Genomic DNA, 20481 nt, shown 5'->3' on the forward strand with positions numbered 1-20481 from the left:
CTTCGACTGCGCTCAGCATGACAAACTTGGAATTTGACCAGCCTAGTTGTCAATAACTGACTTTACCGTTCACGTTTCCAGGTCGTCTTGTTCATACACTCTGCCAACTCCCTCAACGCCTCCCAATTCCCACCAATTATCGCCTCCTTCTTCTTCCTGCTCCAACCTTTCACTTGCTTCTCAAAAGTAATCGCATTATTCACATACTTGAATTGATAAGAAAAAACAAGCTCTACCGGCCGCCTCGGGTAAGTGTAACATTCAGGATTCACGCCTGAATTATGTTGAGCGAAGCGTAGCTCAACGTTATTGGTGACCCCAGTGTAATAGCTGTCGTCGGCGCATTTGAGAATGTAAACGTGATAGGTTTTGTGGTGCATTGGCGTTGTCTTTTTCGGTTTAGACGTGCCAATGCGTGAAAGGTAACGGTAGTTCTGTGGAAAAGGCAAAGCAGCCCGCCTTTGTCATGCTGAGCGGACCGGGCCGCCGGGCGGCCGAAGCACGCCACTGCTTAAGCGCAACGCCTTGTTGCATTGTGCCGAGGAGCAGCGCCCTTCGACTGCGCTCAGGGTGACAAAGGTTAGGTAACCTGCCTAATAGGCGCCAGCCGTTGTCATGCTGAGCGCAGTCGAAGCAACGTGCACAACGCTACCTTCAAGTCACATCAAGCAAAAAAACTCGCCCTTCCCAGCACCCCGGGCTGCCAGCTTCCATCTCGCCTTCTTAATGCCCGCGAAACGGTGAGGACTTCTTCCAGACGTCCCTCGGGATCGCTCATGAGGTTTTGGCTGTGGAAGTATTGGCCGATGATTTCGAATTCGAAGGTGTCGGTTTTGGAGTCGTAGATGCCGATGGGGATGCGGTTGCCGTCGGTCATGAGGGAGCCGAGCACGTGCTGCGCCTCTTCCTGCGACGAGCAGCCCACGTGCTGATACTGGCCTTTCAGCGTATATAGTACCGAGTAACGGTTGGTCGAAAATTCGTTTCCCTGCGCTTTCTTGTTCTTTTTGAGGGGATTCTGTAATTGTATCATGTTATGAATGTGTTTGTGTCTCCGGCCGGCGATCCGGCGCCCGGCCTTCCGGTGGCCGGCGTTCCATTTTATCTGCTTATTGTAAAAATGATAAAACGAACGGAGATATTTAAAGTTTCAAGCTAGCATCAAGTGCCGCTCAAAACCATAAACGCACATTGTATTTCAATAGTTTAACAAAATTCCCACTCAGGCGAAAGTTCTTCTGATGTTGAAGGTGTTTGGTGGAATAGTGCAATAATACCTTAATTATTATATGATCACAAGTAAGCGACGTCTGATAAAATTGTTCCAGATCCAAGGCTTGATATGACTATTGTTCATACGGTCCAGTTGGAACATTGCTTCTTAAATGGGACAAATGGATACAGATGGAGCAAAGTTCATGAGCAAGTATTAACGAAGTATTATAGAGTGCTTTCAATTACAGCAAATTGGTTTTCTAACTCTTTTTCTCGCAACTCTTGATATTTTAATCTTTTTTCGTGATTGGCTAGCAAATAGAGTTCCTCGTAAACGTATTGAAGAAGCTCCTCTCTGAAGTTATCTATAATTGAAAAAACAAAAGCTTTAAGCTTTTCAATATCCACTACTGAAAGCGAGAAGTCACTTGCCATACTCTTTTCAACCTTTGTGCCATGGCCAATCGCATTCCTATTGGCTAACAAGTGGCTGTTGATGTAATGCTCCCTAGTTCTTAAGCACTGTTTATATTGAAGCCCCAAAACGTCATGAATGTTCCTAAATACTTTTGGTTTAAGATTAGATTCGGTATCTATGATGCTACTGTCAAAGTCGTTATTTAGATCGATAACCAACTTAAATTTCTTATTTTCAAATTTCGAATATGCTGAAACAAATGCTATTTCATTAGCTAAATTTAAACGATTTTTAGAGTCGAAACATTTAGATACGTGATCTTTTAAAGCTACCGCTTTAAAATTACTACTCAGCGCATTTAGCAAGATCTTCTTTTCCGAAATATATAACATATACAGCTTACTACTTTTTTTTATATAGCCCTCCCAATGTGCATAGAGCAGCAGAATTAGTGACTTAAATACAACATCTTTTTCAGTAGTCTTTGCAAGAAGCATCAACTCAGATATTTCTAACTTTCGCCAAGCTAAATCTTCATCAAGTAAACTCTCAAACTGCTCGTACTTCATTCTTGAAATAGTTGATCGAAAAGTCTATCATACCTTTAATTCGACTTAATGCTTTGTTTCCTCTTTTTGCATTGTCTACAAACTCCGGCTGAGAATACATTTTAATAATTATTTTTTTGAAATCTGCCGGTTCTACTTTCTCATAAACCTCTATGTATTTGCCAACTCCAGGGACGATAGCCTCAAATGCTGATAGTGAAAAGGCGCCTTCGAATTGCTTTTTATTTAAGTTATACTTACGAAATATGTTATCGCCAACTGTCTTAAAAAGATAGTCAAACGTCTTCTTAAAAATTTTGATCTCATTTTCAAGTATAAAAGATGGATCTTGTATAATTTCGATGGTTTGATCGTCAATAAATTCGCTTAGTAAAGTACTTGATAGTTTATATTTAGTAAAGTCTATATTGTGGCGTCTGCTAATGAAATATCGTAATATCAATTCCATAGGAAATTCAATACTGATCTTACTGTCCTGCAATCTTAACGTTTTTTTAAATGAGCTATATTCTTTAAGTTTATTGATTGAATCATAAAAGCTTTCATCTAACATTATTATCAGACAATTGCGAATTTCTTGAGGCTCTAAGAAAAGTCCACCTGTGTTTAGTCTTTGAAATAATTCATACTGAGCTTGAATACTGTTTTCAGTTAAAATTATACTTATACCAAACTTAGCACGCTTTATTAGTCTTTTAACATCTTCATGCAAAGTCTCCCATGTTAGATTTTCAAGTGATGGAAGTTTTTTTGTAGAGGTAAGTACAAGTGGATCCCTCTGAATCAGTTTTCCGCTTTCATCAGCCTGCTTAAGATCTCCTGTTAATTGCAATATTGTAGATACTCGCTGCAGTCCGTCAACAATACTCCATTTTCCGCCTTCTTTTTGAGCAACAAAAATTGGTGGAAGCGGGATACCTAATAATATCGACTCAATAAATCTAGATTTTTGTTCATCCTCCCATCGAAATAGCCTCTGATATGCCGGTGCAAGTTCGAGCTCTCCATCCCTGTAGAGATTGATGATCTCGCCAATAGACATACTGTAGCTATCTGTTTTTATTTCCTTGCGACCTACTTCGAGTTCTTTTAGTAGTGATTCTTGCCTTGACATATAGTTGGAGAGATTTATGAGGGCAGCATAGTAAATTCCTCAACTATGCTTTTGTTGTATGCCTTCCATCCACCGCGAAGGTCTCGGCTGGATGCAGAGATAAATTCAAACATTCGGTCTGAATTTAGCTGTTTCGCTAGATGTTCTATATTTCCATCGTAAAGAATACAATATCCGGAATAAAATAAGGCATCCGTGTGATGTGAGATTACGAAATTAGGATATCTGTTCATAGGCGAAAAAATAATTTTACTTCCGTTCATTATATTTATCCCCTGATTTCGTCCATAAGCGTACCACGCAACTTTGTTGGGTTTTCCATTGTCCCTTTTATCTAGAACAGGTTTTATGCTCAGCAGATAATTGTAAGCCGCTGGAAATAATTTTGCGAGTTTATCTTCTGGTATAATTTTGTAATCTGATCCAATTTTCTCATAGGGAAATAGAATGTGTTCAGTCAGTTCCTGAGACGAATTTTTATACTTTGATGCTTTTATTATTGGGCGTAGAATTGCAGATTCTATTTTAACAGTACCTCCTAGTTTTGTAGCTACGGTCGAATAAGTCGAATGAAGCTGTTTTATCTCAAAGATAAAAGCCTTGTCGCATAATGTTGTAATTCCAACTTGAATCTTTGATATATCCTTTAATTTGATTCCAGGTTCGTTAACTAAGGCGGAGCAAGGGAGTGCCCAGGTCTTGCAGCCAGTTAAACGGTCGATAGGAATTTCTGTGCTAAGCAGATCATATTTAGAATAAGCTTCCTCGTATATAAAGGATGTCCTAGGTTTTAGTCCAAAAATAGTAATCGCTGAGTAAGTTGTTGCATTTCTAAACAATTGAATTGAGCCGTAGTTCGATATTTTTATCAATGACTTTTTCGAAACAAGAGTTTCTCTAAGTTTAAGCCCAGTTATCGTCGAAAAGTATGAGTTTGGAGTTATATAAGCTGCGATTCCATCCGTAGATAGTAAATTCAAAGCCAGTTCAAAGAAAGCTACATATAAATCTGTATTTCCTTTTTTACAAAAGTCGTAGTTTTCACGGATAAATGAACGCGAAGATTGTTCGAGATTTTGGATTCTTATGTATGGAGGATTTCCGACAATATAATCGAATTTCTGTTCAAGTGCCTTGTCCTTGCAATAAGAAAGTTGTTCAATAGAGTTGATTACTTTGAGATTCCAGTTTACTGATAAGTTAAGCGGATTGCAAATTGAATCAAGTTTGCGTTTACATTCGGATACTGCATTAGGATCAATGTCCCAGCCATGTACGTATGAAAGATTTTCTTTAAGATCCTTTGTCTCAGAGAGCCCGATAATCCTTTTAACAATTTCAACGAGAAACTGACCATCTCCACAAGCAGGGTCTAGGATACGTTTCCCTAGGATTTTAGTATTATTGAACTCAATGTTGTCTAATATTTTCTCGACTATCCAGTCGGATGTGTAGATTTGGCCTTGAAGTTTTTGCTGATTATATGTTCTAAATTGTGATGCCACTATAAGCTGTCTTTAAATTGGGTTAGCTTGTCGAAAAACGCTCTCATCGACAGATGTTGATTGAAGATTGGTATGAAAGCTTCCGTAAAGGTATTTGTCAAGTCTGCTGGTGATATAATGCCGGTCTCATAGTCTATATCGATCACAATGCAACCAATGGATATTGGTCTGTGTGCGAAGTCTGCGAGCTGATACAAATTCGCATACTTTTGAAGATGGCTTGTCTTAAAGTTTTGATAGGTAATTATTTGTCCCCCATTTCGTCGATACCTGATCCTTCGAGGAATAATGAAGACAAATGCATATTTTATGTTGTTGGTTTGAATGTTTGCTGACTCTCCAAGCAACCCCTGGAAGTAGTTAATTGCATTTTGTAGAAAGTTGCTGGTAACGAATTTGAAACCAACACACAGCTTTGTATCATTCCCATCGAGTACTACAATTGGAACACTTTTCGTGTAATATGCGCCTTCGACGTCACTGTATTCTGTTGCAATAACGGTAAAATTGTCTTCATTAAAGATCCCTGAAAGTTGCTCTCCGATGTATTGGTGAATTGGATTCAATCTATCGCTATCATGCGAATTGCCATCATCCATTAATGTGTAAGCTCGTTGAATGCTTCCGATGTAGTTGTTTTCTATGTACATAGTTCTGGTAGATAAGGTTTACCAGTAAAGGCTTGAACATTGTTGTATACTTATGGGTGATAAAAATATTGAGTTAGTGGTTAGTTCTGTTTAACTGGCAGTACTTACAAGCAACTCTCTAATATCAACCTTCAAAAAAACCGAAATTTCATACAGCGTTTCAAGCGTAGGCTGAATCTCATTTCGCGCCCATCTAGAGACCGTAGTTTCAGTCTTGCCCAAATGTATGGCTAAGTCTTTGCCAGACTTCTCTTTCTCTACAAGTACAAGTTTTATCCGATTTAGACGCTTTTTTGGCACGAGATGCTGATTTATAGCTATATCGTGTAAATAAAATATAAAAAATACACAAGTTTACAAGCACTTATTTTGTATGTAAATTGTAATATTATGTATATTTAGTTTGTAAATATTACTATTTATAGTAGTATTGCGTTCTAAATTTCAAACTATGACACACGAAAAAAAATCTTCTTCGCCCTCCGAAAGGCAGTTAACAGTTTACAGCAAATATGTGCCGCGGGCTTGGCATCAGTATGTGGTGATGCCGGAGATCAGGCTTTGCGGGAAGTGGCTGCTGGATGCCGGTTTTGAATGTGGGGATGAGGTGACGGTGCGGTGTTTGGGGGATAAATTGGAGATTACGCTTAATCCGGTGCCGGAGCCGGAACCTGCGCCGGTTCGGAAACGACGGTCGCGGCGCAGTGAGGTACTTTCTTAGGCTTCGCTATTTCAGCTTTTTGCGGAGCCAGGCCCGGGTGGGTTCGTCGTAAAATTTCAAACTGATGTACGCCAGCACGATCGCGCCGGAGAAGGTGAGCAGGGCGGCGGGGAAGGCTTCGGATAATGTGATGCCTTTGTGGCGGCTCACCCAGGCGACGTGGAAATAGACGAGCACGTAATGTGTCATGTACAAGGGATAGGAAAGGTCGCCGAGGAATTTGCAGATTTTGGCTTCGGCCGGGCTGCGCGCCACGCCGCCGGCACCGAGGAAGACGATGGCCGGGAAGACGATGATAATGCAAAATGCTTCGTACAAACCATTGAGCCAGAGGCGATCTGCGCCACCAATTCGGGGCATGAGCAAAACGGCCGCTACGAGGAGGCTGCACCAAAGAAAGGCATTATTGCGGCTATGCCGCTCCGCTCAGCATGACAAAGCTAGTAATAACGCTAAGTTACTACCCTTGTCACCCTGAGCGGAGTCGAAGGGCAGGCACCGCGCTACCAAACATGTAAGAAGCATTGTGCACGATGCTTCGACCGCAGCGGCGGCCGCTCCGCTCAGCATGACAAAGGTGAGATGGGGACGGGCTTACTTGCTTAAATTGTTGTTGTGCCCCTCATTTGTCACCCTGAGCGCAGTCGAAGGGCAGATGCGGCAGCAACCACCTACCCTTGTCACCCTGAGCGGAGTCGAAGGGCAGGCACCGCTACCAAACATGTAAGAAGCATTGTGCACGATGCTTCGACCGCAGCGGCGGCCGCTCCGCTCAGCATGACAAAGCGGGTTGCCCAGCTGGTAGCGCCCTTCGACTCCGCTCAGGGTGACAAGTCAAAAAGCGTAGCGTATTTGACAATAAGGCAACTGCGTCTTCACTGCTTCTACCAACTCCCCAACAATCTCCCGCTTGATATTATTCTTATACCGCACATTCCTTTGCCCCGACTGGCTGTACTTTACCTGCTGAATATCCGGCCGCCAGAGGACTTCTTCGGCTTTGGGGTGCCAGGCTAGGTTAACGTCGTGGAGGCGGTCGTTGTGGGTGAGGAAGATGATTTCGGTGGCGAGCTGGGCTTTGGTTTGTTCGTCGAGGACCTGGTTCATTTCCTCGAAAAGCGCGTACCAGTCGTCGAGCCAGCCTTCGTAGTATATTACTGGCGCGAAACTTACATTGACCTCATAACCAGCCTCGCGGAACTCGTTCATGACGGCAATGCGCTCGCTGATGGGCGTGGTGCGGACGTCGACGAGCTTGGACATTTGATGCGGCATGAGGCTGAACCGGATGCGCGTTTTGCGCTGCGGATCGTAGCTCAGCATTTCGCGGTTGACGAACTTGGTGGCGAAAGTCAGCTTGGCATTGGGCAGCGTTTTGTAAAGGTTGATCATGTCTTTCACATTATCACAAATGGCCGCATCGGCCGAGCAATCGCCATTTTCGCCGATTTCATATACCCAATATTCCGGATCGATGGCGTCGGGCTCGGCTTTGACGCCCTGCTTGGCGGCGTGGCGGGTGAGGTAGCCCATGATCTGCTCGATGTTTACAAAAATGGAAATGGGATTGGCGTAACCTTTCCGCCGCGGCACGTAGCAATACGAGCACGACATGGTGCATCCATTGGACTGAGAAGGCGCCACCCAATGCGAGCTGCGGGTATTGGGCCGGCAGGTCAGACCTTTCTTTGCGCCGAGGATAAGTACATTCTTTTTGTTCCAAAGCCAATCATCGACGGAACCTTCGAAGCCGAAAAGCTCGGGAATTTTCCAGTGAGAATCGACTTCGATGCGCTCGGCGTCGGGGTATTTGGCAAGGATCTCGCGGCCACGCTCGTAAGTGGGGACGGAGGGTTCCATGTAGATTTTGTGGATGGTGAGGAGGTCGGTGATGGTTTTTTGATGAAGCATAGTTGTAGTGTTTGGCGGTTTTTGGTATTAAAAGTTTGCCAAGGGCTAGAAGAAGGTTGGTTAGCTAGCTCGTGCTTCGACTGCGCTCAGCATGACAAAGGTCGGTAGGTCCCTGCTCTCACTTTTGTCACCCTGAGCGCAGTCGAAGGGCAGATGCGGTCGCTAACAATGTACTTTGGGCAAATAGTAGTGCTGTTGTAAGATGATGAAAAGCGGGTGAGCTAGCTCGTGCTTCGACCGCCCGGCGGCCCGGTGCGCTCAGCATGACAAATAAGGGTTTGAACAATACCATAGAGTATTTCAACGAAAAATTTGCTTATATAAGAAACTGATACATCGGCTGACCATGAAATATTTTCTACCTGCATTCCTGCTGTTCATCTCAGCATTAGCATCCGCCCAAACGCCAATCCAAGTCGGCCATATTGATACCATTCAATCCAAAATCCTCAATCAAACCCGCGAGATAATGGTGCACGTACCGGATGGTGGCGATGGGCAATATTCCAGGAAGAGGTATCCAGTCATTTATTTGCTGGACGGTGAGTCGCATTTTAATTCGGTGGTGGGCACGGTGCAGCAGTTGAGCTCGGTGAATGGGAATATGGTTGTGCCGCAGATGATTGTGGTGGGGATACGGAATAGGAACCGGAGGATGGATATGACGCCGAACCAGGCCTCGGTGGACCCGCCTTTTATGGACAGTGCGACTGTGCGGCAGACGGGTGGGGGCAATGCGTTTCTGGATTTTATTGAAAAAGAGCTGATGCCGCAAATGGATTCGCTATACCCGACGGCGCCTTATAAAATGCTGATCGGGCATTCGCTCGGCGGACTGGTGGTGATGAATGCGCTGATTACGCGGCCGCAACTTTTTAATTCTTTTATCTGCATTGAGCCGAGCATGTGGTTTGATCATGCGAAGTTTTTGGAAACGACAAAAAAGGCACTTCGTGCGACCAGGTACAATCAGGTTGCGCTGTATATGGGCATTGCCAATACGCTGAGCGAGGGCGTTACTTTCGCGAATGCGGTGAAGGATGCCGGCGCTTTCTCTCGGCACATTCGCTCTATTGTGGATCTTGATCGATACATCAAAGCCAATCCGCAAACCGGGCTTCGGTATAAAAGCAAGTTTTACGCTGAGGATACGCACAGTTCGGCACCGCTGATTACGGAGTACGATGGTCTTCGGTTCATTTTTGACTTTTATAATTTAAAATTCAGCGATTCAGATTTTGAAAAAGACGGCGCGGCATTTCCGGAGAACATCGTGAAGCATTACCACAATGTATCCAAACAAATGGGCTATCCGGTGCTCCCGCCCGAAGAAATGGTCAACTCTCTCGGCTACCAGGCGATGCAGGAAAAGCATGATGTGATGGCGGATGCATTTTTCAAATTGAACACCGTCAATTATCCCGGCAGCTGGAATGTGTTTGATTCATACGGCGATTATTTCGCTTCAAGAAAGGATAAAGCCGCTGCGATTGCGCAGTATGAAAAGTCTCTCGCGATCGAAGATCATCCGGAAACGAGGGAAAAGTTAGCGGCATTGAAAAAATAGAGCCTTAAAAAGCGTAAAGGAGATGGCGGCGAAGGGTTTGGTGGGCAAAATATCGGCTGGCTGCTGGGTAACGCAGCAATTGAAAAAGCCAGGTAGTTGAGTGCGAAGGGCTCTATTTGGAAAGTAACACGATTTTGAAACCAGCCATCGCCTTGTACCAGAAGTTGGGATTAAAAAGGATGACGGGACGGCCGACGCCTTATGAGCGGGCGAATATTCAAATGGAATTAAAGTTTTAAGTATAACGCACATCCACTCCTGCTTTTCATCAAACCTAAAACATCAAACAATGACAACACAGGAAGTCGCCGCCCGCTATCACGAGCTTGCGCAGGAAGAAAAATGGTTTCAAATCCAGGATGAGTTTTTTGCAGACAATGTGAAGAGCATTGATCCGCCGCATTCGCCTTATCTGGGTTATGCCGAAGGATTCGCAAATGTGCGCAGGAAGGGGGAGGAGTTTATTAGCAAGATCACTGCTGGGCATCGGGCTTATACTTCGGCACCAATTGTCACAGGCAATCACTTCGCTGTGGCGCGGGAGACGGATATTACTTTAAAAGATTTTGGCCGGATTCAGATGAACCAGATCATGATGTATGAAGTGCAGAATGGGAAAATCATTTCCGAGCAGTTCTTTTATTAAGCTTTAAATCGAAGTTCGAATAAGCCAGAAGTGATGCAGGTTTCTCGTACCTGTATCACTTCTTTTTTAGCTGATTAGTTTCAGGCTAAATGGATATACATTCTCATCGCCTCTCACAATTTTGCTGTGTGTAACGATTATAAAAATCGTGTTGCCGAGGAATAGCGCCAGCATTATTGCGAGCATTATAAATGGATCAATGTAGAACTCCTCATAGAATGTTGGGAAAATGATCAGGTATGCCAAACCGTAGGTGAATACTGTCCACGTAATTTGAAAATTGAGAATGCGCTTGCCCAACTCATTTGCACCATGTACTTTGTTTTTCTTGTAAATCCAGAGTCCAAGCGGAATGAAGATATTTCCGAAAGGGATAAACCACAATGTCAGGGCGGACAGGTTCATCAATTTCAAAAATCCCGGATCTTCTTCAATTTGCACGGTAGCTGAGACTTGAACTGGTATCAGCTCTTCCATTGTAACATTCAACGCCTGTGCCAGCATACGCAACGTTTCGCCGCGGGGTTCAACATTTCCTGTTTCAATGCGCTGCAAAGTGCGCAGGTTAATGCCGGCATTTTCAGCAAGCATTTCCTGTGAAAGACCTCTGTTCTTACGCAAAGTCCTGATCTGATCGGCGATTGTTAATGTGCTCATCTGTAAAGTTGTTTGCATCAAATGTAAGGTTAGAAGATACGATTTGATTGCGGCTTTTCTGCGGCATTTGTACGAATTGTAAAAAAAAGGTTAAGTATATGTTACAAAAATCCATCAAACTTTTACATTTGCATAATCAGTTATGTAATTAGTTATTATCAGTATGAATATATTTAAAAGAACGGGTAAAATGGCGCTGGGTAGCCGACTGAGAATGTTGACCGCTAAGTTTACGGACGATGCGTCTTCCATTTATAACCTCTATCATATCGATATGCAGCCCAAATGGTTTCCAGTCTTCTACGTATTGTCGGAGCGGGATGATGTGACGATTACGGACATCGCGGCGGAGATCGGACACTCGCAGCCTTCGGTAAGCAAGATTGTGCGGGAAATGGCGACAAAGGGTTTGGTGATCGAGAAGAAAGATGCGGCAGATGGTCGGCGTAATGTGGTGCAGCTTTCCGCGATGGGGAGGGAGATTATTGAGAAGATTCAGTATCAATATGAAGACGTGAACAATGCTGTGGAGGAGCTCTCTGCGCAAGCGAACCATGATCTTTGGAAGGCAATAGAGGAATGGGAGTTTTTGCTGGAACAGAAGTCGCTTTTCCAGCGCGTACGCGAACAGCGTAAACTGCGTGAAAGCAGCGCTGTCGAGATTGTTCCCTATGAACCGAAATATCAATCTGCTTTCCGTGATTTAAATGTGGAATGGATTTCAGCCTACTTCAAAATGGAAGAGGCGGATTACAGATCACTCGACCATCCGCAAACGTATATTCTAGATCGTGGCGGCTCCATTCTGGTTGCCTTATACAAAGGCGAGCCCGTCGGCGTGTGCGCATTGATTAAAATGGATGATCCGGATTATGATTTTGAGCTGGCAAAAATGGCCGTATCTCCAAAAGCACAGGGATTGAACATTGGCTGGAAGCTCGGAAATGCAGCGATTGAAAAGGCCAAATCTTTGGGCGCAAATGCGTTATACCTGGAAAGCAATACGATTTTGAAACCTGCAATCAGTTTGTATCACAAACTTGGGTTTAAGAAAGTAACAGGGAGGCCAACGCCGTACGAGCGGGCTAATATTCAAATGGAGTTGAGGTTTGATACTACAGGTTTACCTTCATAAACTACCTCATATTTCTCTTCGATGTTACGCTGAAAACTGGCAGGTATCCTGGCCCAATCCAAAACCTCTACCAAGATAGGAATGTTGCTCTCACGAATTTTATCTTTAAGATCGAAGAAAACATCAGGATCTAATCTTGTCAAATTTTCGCAACGGACAACCAGGTCAAGGTCGCTCCCCTCGTGTGCGGTCCCGTTTACGCGACTTCCGTACGCCCAAACGTCCAGAGGAGTGTCCATGGAAGCAAAGATTTGCCGCAGCGCTTCAAGATCTTTTTGTCGGATTATCATCGTTATTCTCCCTTACTTTCTCGTATTACACTTGCTAAATGATTCGCATCTTTGATAAACTCGGGCAGAATGCGTAAAGTTTCCTCCGCAAAATTGACTCCGTAATCATGTGCGGTGTTGTTTCTGTTATCACGGTATTTAAGCCAGCGTTCACATGTTTCGGCATCGATCAAACTACGTAGTACCGCGTTTCGGAAAATGTCTTTAAAATAAAGCTGATCAGCTGCCTTTGTTGAGTGAAAATATGGTTTCAGAGCCTTTTTAAGAAGCTTTCCGCTCTGTTCAAGAATAATCTCAAATTCCTTTACACTGGCCGATCGGTACATGTCGTAGTCAATCTCGTCTGGATCAGCTTTTAAAAGCAGAGAGTATGCCTTTTCAAGTGTTTCAATGCATCTTTCGTAGTATGTGGTATCGATTCGCATTTTAGTGGAATTTAGAAATGAGTTCAAAAATATAAATTTCCTTTAATCCCGTGACATTCACGCCACCACCGCGAATAATTGGTAAACAGTCTCTTAATCTGACTTTAAACCATAACAAACGCAAGCAACCATGCATCTTCCGCGCGACGCAACCAATTTTCTCAATGTGATTGAGGCCAACAAAGGCATCATTTACAAAGTAGCGAATGCGTACTGCCGGGATGAAGAGGATCGGAAGGCCTGAATCTGGCAGTCACATTGATATTTACAGTTGTTGCAATCTGGCTGTTTTTTAATATCAAATACGAAAACAAGGACAATAAATGGTTCAGGCTGATCTTCAATGGAAGAGAATGGGATCCCGTGCTGAAATCGGTGAAGTTGCTCCGTGAAGTGGAAGGTTATCGTAAATGAGCATTGCTTTTCCGATGTTTGTCGCAATCCACCCTTATAGATGTCGTTTTCCCCGCCCGGCTCTTTGTGAAAGTGCATGTAGCTTTGCATCATCAGGTTTGAAGAAACTTTAAACAGCCAGACAACATGAGAAAGATCATCATCAATGAATTTTTGACCCTCGACGGCGTGATCCAGGGACCGGGCGGCCCTGGGGAGGATACTACGGGCAGTTTCGAGCTGGGAGGATGGGTAGCTAAAAAGTCAGACGACATCTCGGATGAAATCCTGATGGAGATTATGATGCAGCCTTATGACCTGCTGCTCGGGCGTGTTACTTACGAGATATGGGAACCATACTGGCCGGCGCAAACGGGTCCGATTGCCGAGAAATTCACTCAGGTAAAGAAGTACGTAGCCAGCCGCACCCGGCAGGAGGGGAGTTGGAGGGGTACAGTATTCCTCAATGGCGACGCAGTTGAGCAGGTTAAAGCACTAAAAGCCAGCGATGGTCCCGATCTGCAAATGTGGGGCAGCGCCGATTTCATCCATTCGTTGATGGAACACGGTCTTATCGACCAGATGAATATCTTTATCCACCCGATCATTTTAGGAAAAGGCAAAAAGCTTTTTTGCGACGGAGCTGTTCCGGGCAATTTCAAACTGACCAGGCATACCGTTTCAACCAAAGGTGTGATCCTGGCTACTTACGAGGCTGATGGTGAAGTGGAATTTGGGAATGCAGGCGAATAACTGATTCGTGCTGCTAGTTACCTGAAGAGGCGGCCCTGGCAAGCCGCTTTTTCATATTCATAAAACTGTCGATCGGGCCTTGCGACGAGAGGGAGTTAACCAGCCAAGCAGGAATTGCGCCGCCGGGATCCAGCTGCAATGTGTATTGAACCTGCGTTTGCTTCGCATTCAAAGGAGTTAAATGCCAAACTCCGGTCGATTTGGAAATCCGCACAACTCCCTTTTTTACGGGCACCATTCCGCCGACCGCAGGCGCATCCACAGTAACTATACCTGTTGCCGGATTTTGCGAGAACGATATCCTTGCAACGAAATCGCGGTTTTCGAGAGGCCAAGGCAGACTTATTTCGGAGTAGTAGTAGAGTTCAGATGCAGAAACCCGGCGCACCAGCTTACATGATTTTGTATGAGATACCCAGTCGGTTGCCGCATCCACGTCCATCAGCAATGCCACAATCTCCGCGGTAGGCGCGTTAACCTTGCATTGTACCTGCAACGCCTTGATCCGCGAGCCGGGTACCTCTCTCGCATACACTTTGATCCCCTCTTTTTCAGTTACAAACTTCCAGCTTTCCTCCGCATTTGCAGTTTGAAATGCGCAAAAGATGAACGCAAATAGAATGATCAGGTAAACAGTATTTTTCATCACCAAGCTTGTAGAGGAGCTGCAAACTTACAACGAAACTGCATTCAGTGCGTCGGATCAGCGATAATGAAATTCCATTCGCACTCCGTTGCCTTCATCGCAGGTCAGGGGCCGGCCGGCGGAATCGTAGGTAAACTTGCGCTCCCATTGCAGGTCACCGTTGTAGTCAAATGCGCGGATTACATTGTTTGGAGAGGTGAAAGGATCAGGCCAAACATTCGTGTTCAGTCCGGCAAACGGGTTCGGATGCTTGTCATATTCGTACCTCGAAGGTCCGACACTGTTTGGCGCACCATTTTGTCGCTCGATTACATTTCCATGATCATCAAATTTGAAAAGATCTAGCCGCCTTGTCTTTTCGGCATGGTACAGCACACTCACACGCGCATTCCGGCCGGTATATTCGATATCTGCGGTCAGGTTTTTACCAACCACTTTGCTTCGGTGTCCCTCCGCGTTATACTCGACTGTGTAGTCCTGGTAGTCAAACTTCCCATTGGGGTCGCACAGCGCGCCGTTCCACGAAGAGTACATTCCGCGGCTTCCTTTACGAATAGAACTGATCCGGCCCCGGGAGTAACTAAACTCGCTGGTTTCATAAGGAGTATCGCAGGAACTGTAACCAAGGATGCGGGCAACCCTGCCGTCACCATATTCGAAGCGGGTCTGTACCTTACCGTCCTGAATGATTTCAGACAAAACCCCTGCCGGGATTTCAGGGTCGGCTTTTTCATTTTTGCAGGAAAAAATCAGCCCCAGTAACAAAATGAGCGCATACCTTTTCATAATTGAAATGGTTAGGTGATCGGATTTCAAAAGAATGGATGTTCCGGGGATGCGCTTTGTACTTTAAAGATAATAATTATCTGCATTTACTGATCATCTCACTTCCTCTGACCGGCTCATTTTTTCATTAAGATAACGCGGGTATAAGAAATGGGCCTCTTACCTGACCTCAAAGGCACAATTCACGACCTGGCTGCTGCATTTGTAGAGATATTCGCCATTTAAGAGCTGGTTCACGGGCCAGATTCCCTGGAAACCGTGGGCATCTAACGGTGGCATGATTTTAGATCAATATACCCGTAGAACCATCCAATAAAAACATGAAATCGTTAGTTTCAGTGTTACTCGCAGCCTCCGTTTTGTCTGCATGTAACAATAGTGCTAAGCAGCAGGAAGTGGCGCTGAAAGCCCAGCAAAGGACCATTGACTCAATGAAAACTGCAATGGAAAAGCAGGCGATCATCGACTCTATGAACAACGTTATGGCGCAGCAAAAAGAAGAACAGACACGCCAGGAAGAACAGGTAAAAGAAGAGCAGCAAATGGTTGCGACTGCTAATCAGGCACCCCAACCCGCCGCTCAGAAAAAATCCAGATGGAACCACAAGGCCAAAGGTGCAGTGGTAGGAGCGGGTACCGGCGCAGTGACCGGCGCGATCATCAACAAAAACCGCGCGGAAGGCGCCCTGGTGGGCAGCTTGATAGGTGCAGGTGTTGGTCTGGGTACCGGCGCAATTGTTGACCACGAAAAGAAGAAGAAGCAGAGCAGACAATAATTTCAAACATCATGGCCTGGAATCCCGACACCTACAACAAATTTAAATCAGAGCGTTTTGCCCCTTTTTACGATTTGTTGGAGCTGGTTAGGGTCAAGCCAGGCCTGCATGCAATAGATATGGGTTGCGGCACCGGCGAGCTTACACGTAAGCTCGCCGACAAGCTTCCCAATTCAAATGTCTTCGGCATTGATTCCTCCCCGGAAATGCTGAATATGTCCGACGCATTTCGCCGGCCTAAACTGAGTTTTGAACGTCGCTCCATTGAAGAGCAATTGCAGATTGGCCAAACGTGGGACATCATTTTCTCCAATGCTGCGATACAGTGGGTTGACAATCATGCACAACTCCTCGCCGATATGATCGCCAGAATCAGGCAGAACGGACAGTTGCTAATCCAGCTGCCCGCGCAAAATCACAACATTTCCAACAGAATACTCAACGAGCTTGCCGTAGAAGAACCTTTCAGTAGTGCATTGCAGGGCTGGGTAAGGCAATCTCCCGTGCTTGATATTGAGGACTATGCGCAGATTCTCTTTGAAAACAGAAGTCGGCAAATGACCGTTTTTGAGAAGATTTATCCGATGGTTTTACAGGATGCGAATGCATTGTTCGAGTTTGTTTCCGGCACTGCAATAATCCCGTACCTCGAAAGGCTGGAAGGAGAAACGCGCGAGCAGTTCATTGCAGAATACAAGAACAGCCTGAATGCTGCATTTCCCAAGCAACCCGTTTTTTATCCATTCAAAAGGATTATCCTTGAAGCTTCTTTTTGATCGTTGGATCGCTTTGCCTATTATTAGTGGTAAAAGCATTTAACACCTCAATGATCCTGGCGACGCACAGCGAGATAGGTACGTGCTAATATCGCTGAGCTTATCGCGACAGCTGCTTTGTGTCTCATTTTTCGCTTTCCTGATTTTAAAGTATATTCAATAAACAACAAAACCACTTCTACATGATCCGTAAGGCATTTTACATTGCATTCCTTTTCCTCGCGTCGATACCCGCATTTGCGCAGCAGATTGATAAAACAAAGCTGGACGCCTATTTCGATGCGCTTGAAAAAAACGACAAGTTCATGGGAAGCGTTGCAATTTCTCAGAATGGAAATGTGGTGTACAGCCGCACATTAGGCTTCGCTGATGTGGAAACGAAGAAAAAACCCGATCAAAATACGCGGTACCGCATTGGTTCTATCTCCAAAACATTCACGTCGGTACTTGTTTTCAAGGCCATTGAAGAAAAAAAGCTGAGCCTGACTGAAACGCTCGACAAGTATTTCCCCGGCATTAAAAATGCTCCCCAGATTACCATTGCGCATCTGCTAAGCCACCGCAGCGGGATCCACAATTTTACCGACGGCGCTGATTACCTTAAATGGAACACGCAAAAGAAGACCGAAGCCGAAATGGTAGAGATCGTAACGAAAGGCGGAAGCGATTTTACTCCCGATTCCAAAGCCGCGTACAGCAATTCCAATTATCTGCTGCTCACCTACATTCTCGAAAAGGTCAATAAAAAACCTTTCGGCACATTGCTGAATGAGAAGATCTTCAAACCCGCCGGACTTACCCATACAGCTTTGGGTGGCAAAATCAATCCGGACAATGAGAGTTATTCCTATGAGTACCAGGGCAAATGGGTGAAGCAGCCAGAGACGGATATGTCCGTTCCGGCGGGAGCAGGCGCGCTGATTTCCACACCAACAGATTTGACGAAATTCGCGGAAGCCTTGTTTGGCGGTAAGCTGATCACGCCTGAAAGCCTGGAAAAAATGAGGACCATGCGCGACGGATATGGAATGGGATTATTTCAAATCCCATTTTATGAAAAGAAGAGTTTAGGGCATACGGGCGGTATTGACGGTTTTCGATCACTGTTAGGTTATTTTCCGGATGATAAAATCGCGTATTCATATGTTACAAACGGGTCCGTTATTCAGCCGAACAATGTGGCAATCGCCATGCTGAGCGCAGTGTACGGAAAGTCAGTTGATATTCCTGAATTCAAAACATACAGCCCCGATCCGACCGATTTCGATAAGTATACGGGCGTTTACGCGAGCAATCAGATCCCGATCAAAATAACAGTAAGCCGTTCAGGGAATGTACTCACGGCGCAGGGCAGCGGGCAGCCTTCTTTCACGCTCGAACCGACAGATAAAGACAAGTTTAAGTTTGAAGCTGGCGGACTATCCATGGAATTCATCCCGGCGGAAAAGAAAATGCTGTTACGGCAGGGAGGCGGCGTGTTCGATTTTCGTAAAGAATAATGTTTTGGTTGTGAAGCCTGCTGACATAGGGTTGTCACTCATCGTTTTTATTTTTGATAAAACCACATCATCAATATGAAAGTACATACAACAAACTACGAAAACACATTCATCGAAGTGGCCGAGGATTGTCCGGCTGTGGAGGGAGAAGTGCCTCCGGTAAAGGGAGATAAGCGCACTGTGGCGAACATTGCATTTGATATCGTCAGCCAGAATCCATACAAATTCACGTCTGACGATGTGCTGTTCCGAATTTATGCTGAAAAAAATGACCTGACCGAGGCCGAGCTGGAAGGTGCAAGAAAGATGTTCTTTTCAAAAGGCCAGGCCTGCATGCGCGCCTCGCCACTTGCCAAGCGCTATGGTTGGGGCATTCACAATGATGCCAAAGGGAAAATAGCGATTTACGGCAGAGAATCCCCTAAGTACGAAGCCCTGGCCAGCGACAGTTCACTGAAAAAAGTCAAGGCGATGAAATCAAGCAGATAATACTTCATTACACTTCAACAAACTACATAATAAATGAAAAAGCCTGTTTTAGGGAAACAAACATTCCTGCCCGACAACACCGGGCGGGTGGAAGCCTTCGAGAAGTTCGTCAGGGAGGTTTACGACAAAAACCGCGACGAAAAGCCGCTTTACACCGGCAGGTACTTCGTGATTTTCAGGGAAGGAGTTGCTGCTTCTTCAAGAGCAACCAGCTTTCTGAAATCTGAATGCGGGTTTTCGGTTGCCAACACAAGAGAGTTCGTGCGCACGGCAGTTGACGAAACCCGCCTCGATGGTGCCGACGCGCTGATTTACGAAGATCTCGGCATTGCGCTCGTCGGCGCAGAAGAAGACCAGATCCGGATACTGGAAGCTTCTGCAACCAGCTACATCATCGCACCCGAGAAGGTGGTATATGTACCCGACGAAATACCCGCAGTGCTGAATGTCCCCTCCACCTGGGGGATAGATGTAACGCAGGCAATGGTTTCAGGATATACCGGAAATGGCGTAAAAATCGCTGTACTGGATACCGGCTTCGACGCCAGCCACCCCGATTTTGCCGGAAGGAACATTACTGTAAACTCGTTTGTACCGGAAGAATCCGGCGAGGATATGCACGGCCACGGAACCCACTGCATCGGAAGTGCCTGCGGCAATGTGGATGTGAACGGAATGCGTTATGGTGTGGCAAGAAATGCCGAGATATATGCAGGCAAGGTACTCAGCAATGAAGGAAGCGGTGCGCAGGCGTGGATCCTGAACGGGATGACCTGGGCTGCCGACAATGGATGCAATGTAATTTCAATGTCGCTCGGCTCACGTGTATTTCCCGGCCAAAGCTATGATGTGGCTTACGAGAGAGCAGCGCAATATGCACTTTCAAAAGGTACTGTGGTCATTGCAGCTGCCGGAAATGAGAGCCGCCGCTCAATGAACCAGTTCAATCCAGTGGGCAGCCCGGCAGATTGTCCGTCTATTATGGCGGTTGCCGCGCTCGATTCAAGCCTGAACGTCGCAGATTTCTCAAACCGTAAGATCAACCCTAATGGCGGAGAAGTGGATATAGCAGGTCCCGGCGTGGAGATATATTCCAGCTGGCCCATGCCGATGCGCTACCGAACCATTTCAGGAACAAGCATGGCGACTCCGCACGTGGCCGGGTTGGCTGGTTTGTTATGGGAAAAACTACCAAACGCGACTCCTTACCAGATTATGACTGAACTGCGCAACCTCGCAAAAAGGCTGCCGATCTCTAATGTGGATGTAGGAGTTGGATTAGCTATCGCACCTGTCGATCCGATCGTATGAAAAGCATTGTAATCACCATTTCGGAGACTTACCGGGGCAGTTTGAAGACTGTTGCGGACGAACTTTGTGAGGAGGGACTTACCATCACCAACCTGTTCGAGTTTGGCGTAATTACAGGCCAGGCCGAGGATCAGGTGATCGATAAGCTCCGGGGGCATAAGGAAGTGGTCTCATTGACCGAAGACAGGCCGGCGCACATTGCGCCGCCTGATGCTCCGGTTCAATAATG

At 45.6% G+C, this 20481-nt stretch carries 26 protein-coding genes; 12 read left to right on the plus strand and 14 right to left on the minus strand.

Annotated features, from left to right (window positions below; genetic code table 11):
* Positions 1-62 precede the first annotated feature (62 nt).
* From ASG33_RS16435 to ASG33_RS16465, 7 genes are all read right to left on the minus strand, one after another.
* The gene (locus ASG33_RS16435; RefSeq protein WP_056287529.1) at positions 63-380 is read right to left on the minus strand and encodes a GIY-YIG nuclease family protein; all 318 of its coding nucleotides are present in this window, start codon (positions 378-380) and stop codon (positions 63-65) included.
* Positions 381-664: 284 nt separating this feature from the next.
* Positions 665-1033, minus strand: coding sequence for a hypothetical protein (locus ASG33_RS16440; protein ID WP_056287531.1), 369 nt, complete (start codon positions 1031-1033; stop codon positions 665-667).
* A 407-nt stretch (positions 1034-1440) separates the two neighbouring features.
* Entirely contained in the window at positions 1441-2202 is a 762-nt protein-coding gene (locus tag ASG33_RS16445; protein ID WP_056287534.1) for an MAE_28990/MAE_18760 family HEPN-like nuclease, read from the minus strand.
* Complete coding sequence (locus ASG33_RS16450) at positions 2183-3316, minus strand: DUF262 domain-containing protein (protein WP_056287535.1); 1134 nt, start codon at positions 3314-3316, stop codon at positions 2183-2185. The genes ASG33_RS16445 and ASG33_RS16450 overlap by 20 nt, the downstream gene beginning before the upstream one ends.
* 14 nt (positions 3317-3330) lie before the next feature.
* Positions 3331-4821 (minus strand): class I SAM-dependent DNA methyltransferase, encoded by a 1491-nt coding sequence (locus ASG33_RS16455; protein WP_056287537.1) that lies wholly within the window; start codon positions 4819-4821, stop codon positions 3331-3333.
* Entirely contained in the window at positions 4821-5471 is a 651-nt protein-coding gene (locus tag ASG33_RS16460) for a hypothetical protein (protein WP_056287540.1), read from the minus strand. Before ASG33_RS16460 ends, ASG33_RS16455 begins: the two co-directional genes overlap by 1 nt.
* Before the next feature lie 90 nt (positions 5472-5561).
* Positions 5562-5771 carry a helix-turn-helix transcriptional regulator gene (locus tag ASG33_RS16465; RefSeq protein ID WP_082489274.1) on the minus strand — a complete coding sequence of 70 codons (210 nt, stop codon included), beginning with the start codon at positions 5769-5771 and terminating at the stop codon, positions 5562-5564.
* Positions 5772-5922: 151 nt separating this feature from the next.
* On the opposite strand from ASG33_RS16465, the gene ASG33_RS16470 reads away from it, so the two are divergent.
* Positions 5923-6192, plus strand: a complete 270-nt coding sequence (locus ASG33_RS16470) for a SymE family type I addiction module toxin (RefSeq protein WP_056287545.1) — start codon at positions 5923-5925, stop codon at positions 6190-6192.
* A gap of 6 nt (positions 6193-6198) precedes the next feature.
* Here the strand turns inward: ASG33_RS16470 and ASG33_RS16475 are convergent, their stop codons facing one another.
* The gene (locus ASG33_RS16475; RefSeq protein ID WP_229238684.1) at positions 6199-6552 is read right to left on the minus strand and encodes a hypothetical protein; all 354 of its coding nucleotides are present in this window, start codon (positions 6550-6552) and stop codon (positions 6199-6201) included.
* A 474-nt stretch (positions 6553-7026) separates the two neighbouring features.
* Positions 7027-8103 carry a spore photoproduct lyase family protein gene (locus tag ASG33_RS16480; RefSeq protein WP_056287548.1) on the minus strand — a complete coding sequence of 359 codons (1077 nt, stop codon included), beginning with the start codon at positions 8101-8103 and terminating at the stop codon, positions 7027-7029.
* Between the two features lie 346 nt (positions 8104-8449).
* Here ASG33_RS16480 and ASG33_RS16485 point away from each other — a divergent pair, with 346 nt between their 5' ends.
* Together ASG33_RS16485 and ASG33_RS16490 are read left to right on the plus strand one after the other, a co-directional pair.
* Positions 8450-9670 (plus strand): alpha/beta hydrolase, encoded by a 1221-nt coding sequence (locus ASG33_RS16485; protein ID WP_056287550.1) that lies wholly within the window; start codon positions 8450-8452, stop codon positions 9668-9670.
* Positions 9671-9959: 289 nt separating this feature from the next.
* Complete coding sequence (locus ASG33_RS16490) at positions 9960-10316, plus strand: SnoaL-like domain-containing protein (protein WP_056287552.1); 357 nt, start codon at positions 9960-9962, stop codon at positions 10314-10316.
* Positions 10317-10382: 66 nt separating this feature from the next.
* On the opposite strand, the gene ASG33_RS16495 is transcribed toward ASG33_RS16490, so the two are convergent.
* A complete protein-coding gene (locus ASG33_RS16495; protein ID WP_082489275.1) occupies positions 10383-10991 on the minus strand; it encodes a helix-turn-helix domain-containing protein in 609 nt (202 codons plus the stop codon).
* A gap of 145 nt (positions 10992-11136) precedes the next feature.
* On the opposite strand from ASG33_RS16495, the gene ASG33_RS16500 reads away from it, so the two are divergent.
* On the plus strand, positions 11137-12108 hold the full coding sequence (locus tag ASG33_RS16500; RefSeq protein ID WP_056287556.1) for a bifunctional helix-turn-helix transcriptional regulator/GNAT family N-acetyltransferase: 972 nt from the start codon (positions 11137-11139) through the stop codon (positions 12106-12108).
* Here the strand turns inward: ASG33_RS16500 and ASG33_RS25615 are convergent.
* Positions 12066-12398, minus strand: a complete 333-nt coding sequence (locus ASG33_RS25615; protein WP_082489276.1) for a nucleotidyltransferase family protein — start codon at positions 12396-12398, stop codon at positions 12066-12068. The genes ASG33_RS16500 and ASG33_RS25615 overlap by 43 nt on opposite strands.
* Before the next feature lie 2 nt (positions 12399-12400).
* The gene (locus tag ASG33_RS16505) at positions 12401-12823 is read right to left on the minus strand and encodes a nucleotidyltransferase substrate binding protein (protein WP_056287558.1); all 423 of its coding nucleotides are present in this window, start codon (positions 12821-12823) and stop codon (positions 12401-12403) included.
* 258 nt (positions 12824-13081) lie between these two features.
* Here ASG33_RS16505 and ASG33_RS25825 point away from each other — a divergent pair, with 258 nt between their 5' ends.
* Complete coding sequence (locus ASG33_RS25825; protein ID WP_157474823.1) at positions 13082-13237, plus strand: hypothetical protein; 156 nt, start codon at positions 13082-13084, stop codon at positions 13235-13237.
* Between the two features lie 126 nt (positions 13238-13363).
* On the plus strand, positions 13364-13969 hold the full coding sequence (locus ASG33_RS16510; protein ID WP_056287561.1) for a dihydrofolate reductase family protein: 606 nt from the start codon (positions 13364-13366) through the stop codon (positions 13967-13969).
* Positions 13970-13982: 13 nt separating this feature from the next.
* Here ASG33_RS16510 and ASG33_RS16515 read toward each other — a convergent pair whose 3' ends face one another.
* Positions 13983-14615, minus strand: a complete 633-nt coding sequence (locus tag ASG33_RS16515; RefSeq protein WP_082489277.1) for an START domain-containing protein — start codon at positions 14613-14615, stop codon at positions 13983-13985.
* Positions 14616-14672: 57 nt separating this feature from the next.
* The gene (locus ASG33_RS16520) at positions 14673-15401 is read right to left on the minus strand and encodes a hypothetical protein (RefSeq protein ID WP_056287563.1); all 729 of its coding nucleotides are present in this window, start codon (positions 15399-15401) and stop codon (positions 14673-14675) included.
* Between the two features lie 320 nt (positions 15402-15721).
* On the opposite strand from ASG33_RS16520, the gene ASG33_RS16525 reads away from it, so the two are divergent.
* The 6 genes from ASG33_RS16525 to ASG33_RS16550 all read left to right on the plus strand — a co-directional run bounded on the left by ASG33_RS16525 (position 15722) and on the right by ASG33_RS16550 (position 20479).
* Entirely contained in the window at positions 15722-16177 is a 456-nt protein-coding gene (locus ASG33_RS16525) for a YMGG-like glycine zipper-containing protein (RefSeq protein WP_056287566.1), read from the plus strand.
* Positions 16178-16188: 11 nt separating this feature from the next.
* Complete coding sequence (locus ASG33_RS16530) at positions 16189-16953, plus strand: methyltransferase domain-containing protein (RefSeq protein WP_056287568.1); 765 nt, start codon at positions 16189-16191, stop codon at positions 16951-16953.
* A gap of 182 nt (positions 16954-17135) precedes the next feature.
* Entirely contained in the window at positions 17136-18452 is a 1317-nt protein-coding gene (locus ASG33_RS16535) for a serine hydrolase (protein ID WP_056287571.1), read from the plus strand.
* Between the two features lie 75 nt (positions 18453-18527).
* A complete protein-coding gene (locus ASG33_RS16540) occupies positions 18528-18941 on the plus strand; it encodes a DUF6157 family protein (protein WP_056287573.1) in 414 nt (137 codons plus the stop codon).
* A 33-nt stretch (positions 18942-18974) separates the two neighbouring features.
* A complete protein-coding gene (locus tag ASG33_RS16545) occupies positions 18975-20252 on the plus strand; it encodes a S8 family serine peptidase (protein ID WP_056287575.1) in 1278 nt (425 codons plus the stop codon).
* Positions 20249-20479 carry a hypothetical protein gene (locus tag ASG33_RS16550; protein ID WP_056287578.1) on the plus strand — a complete coding sequence of 77 codons (231 nt, stop codon included), beginning with the start codon at positions 20249-20251 and terminating at the stop codon, positions 20477-20479. Before ASG33_RS16545 ends, ASG33_RS16550 begins: the two co-directional genes overlap by 4 nt.
* The last annotated feature ends 2 nt before the right edge of the window (positions 20480-20481 follow it).

This window comes from Dyadobacter sp. Leaf189, assembly GCF_001424405.1.
Taxonomy (GTDB): Bacteria; Bacteroidota; Bacteroidia; order Cytophagales; family Spirosomataceae; genus Dyadobacter.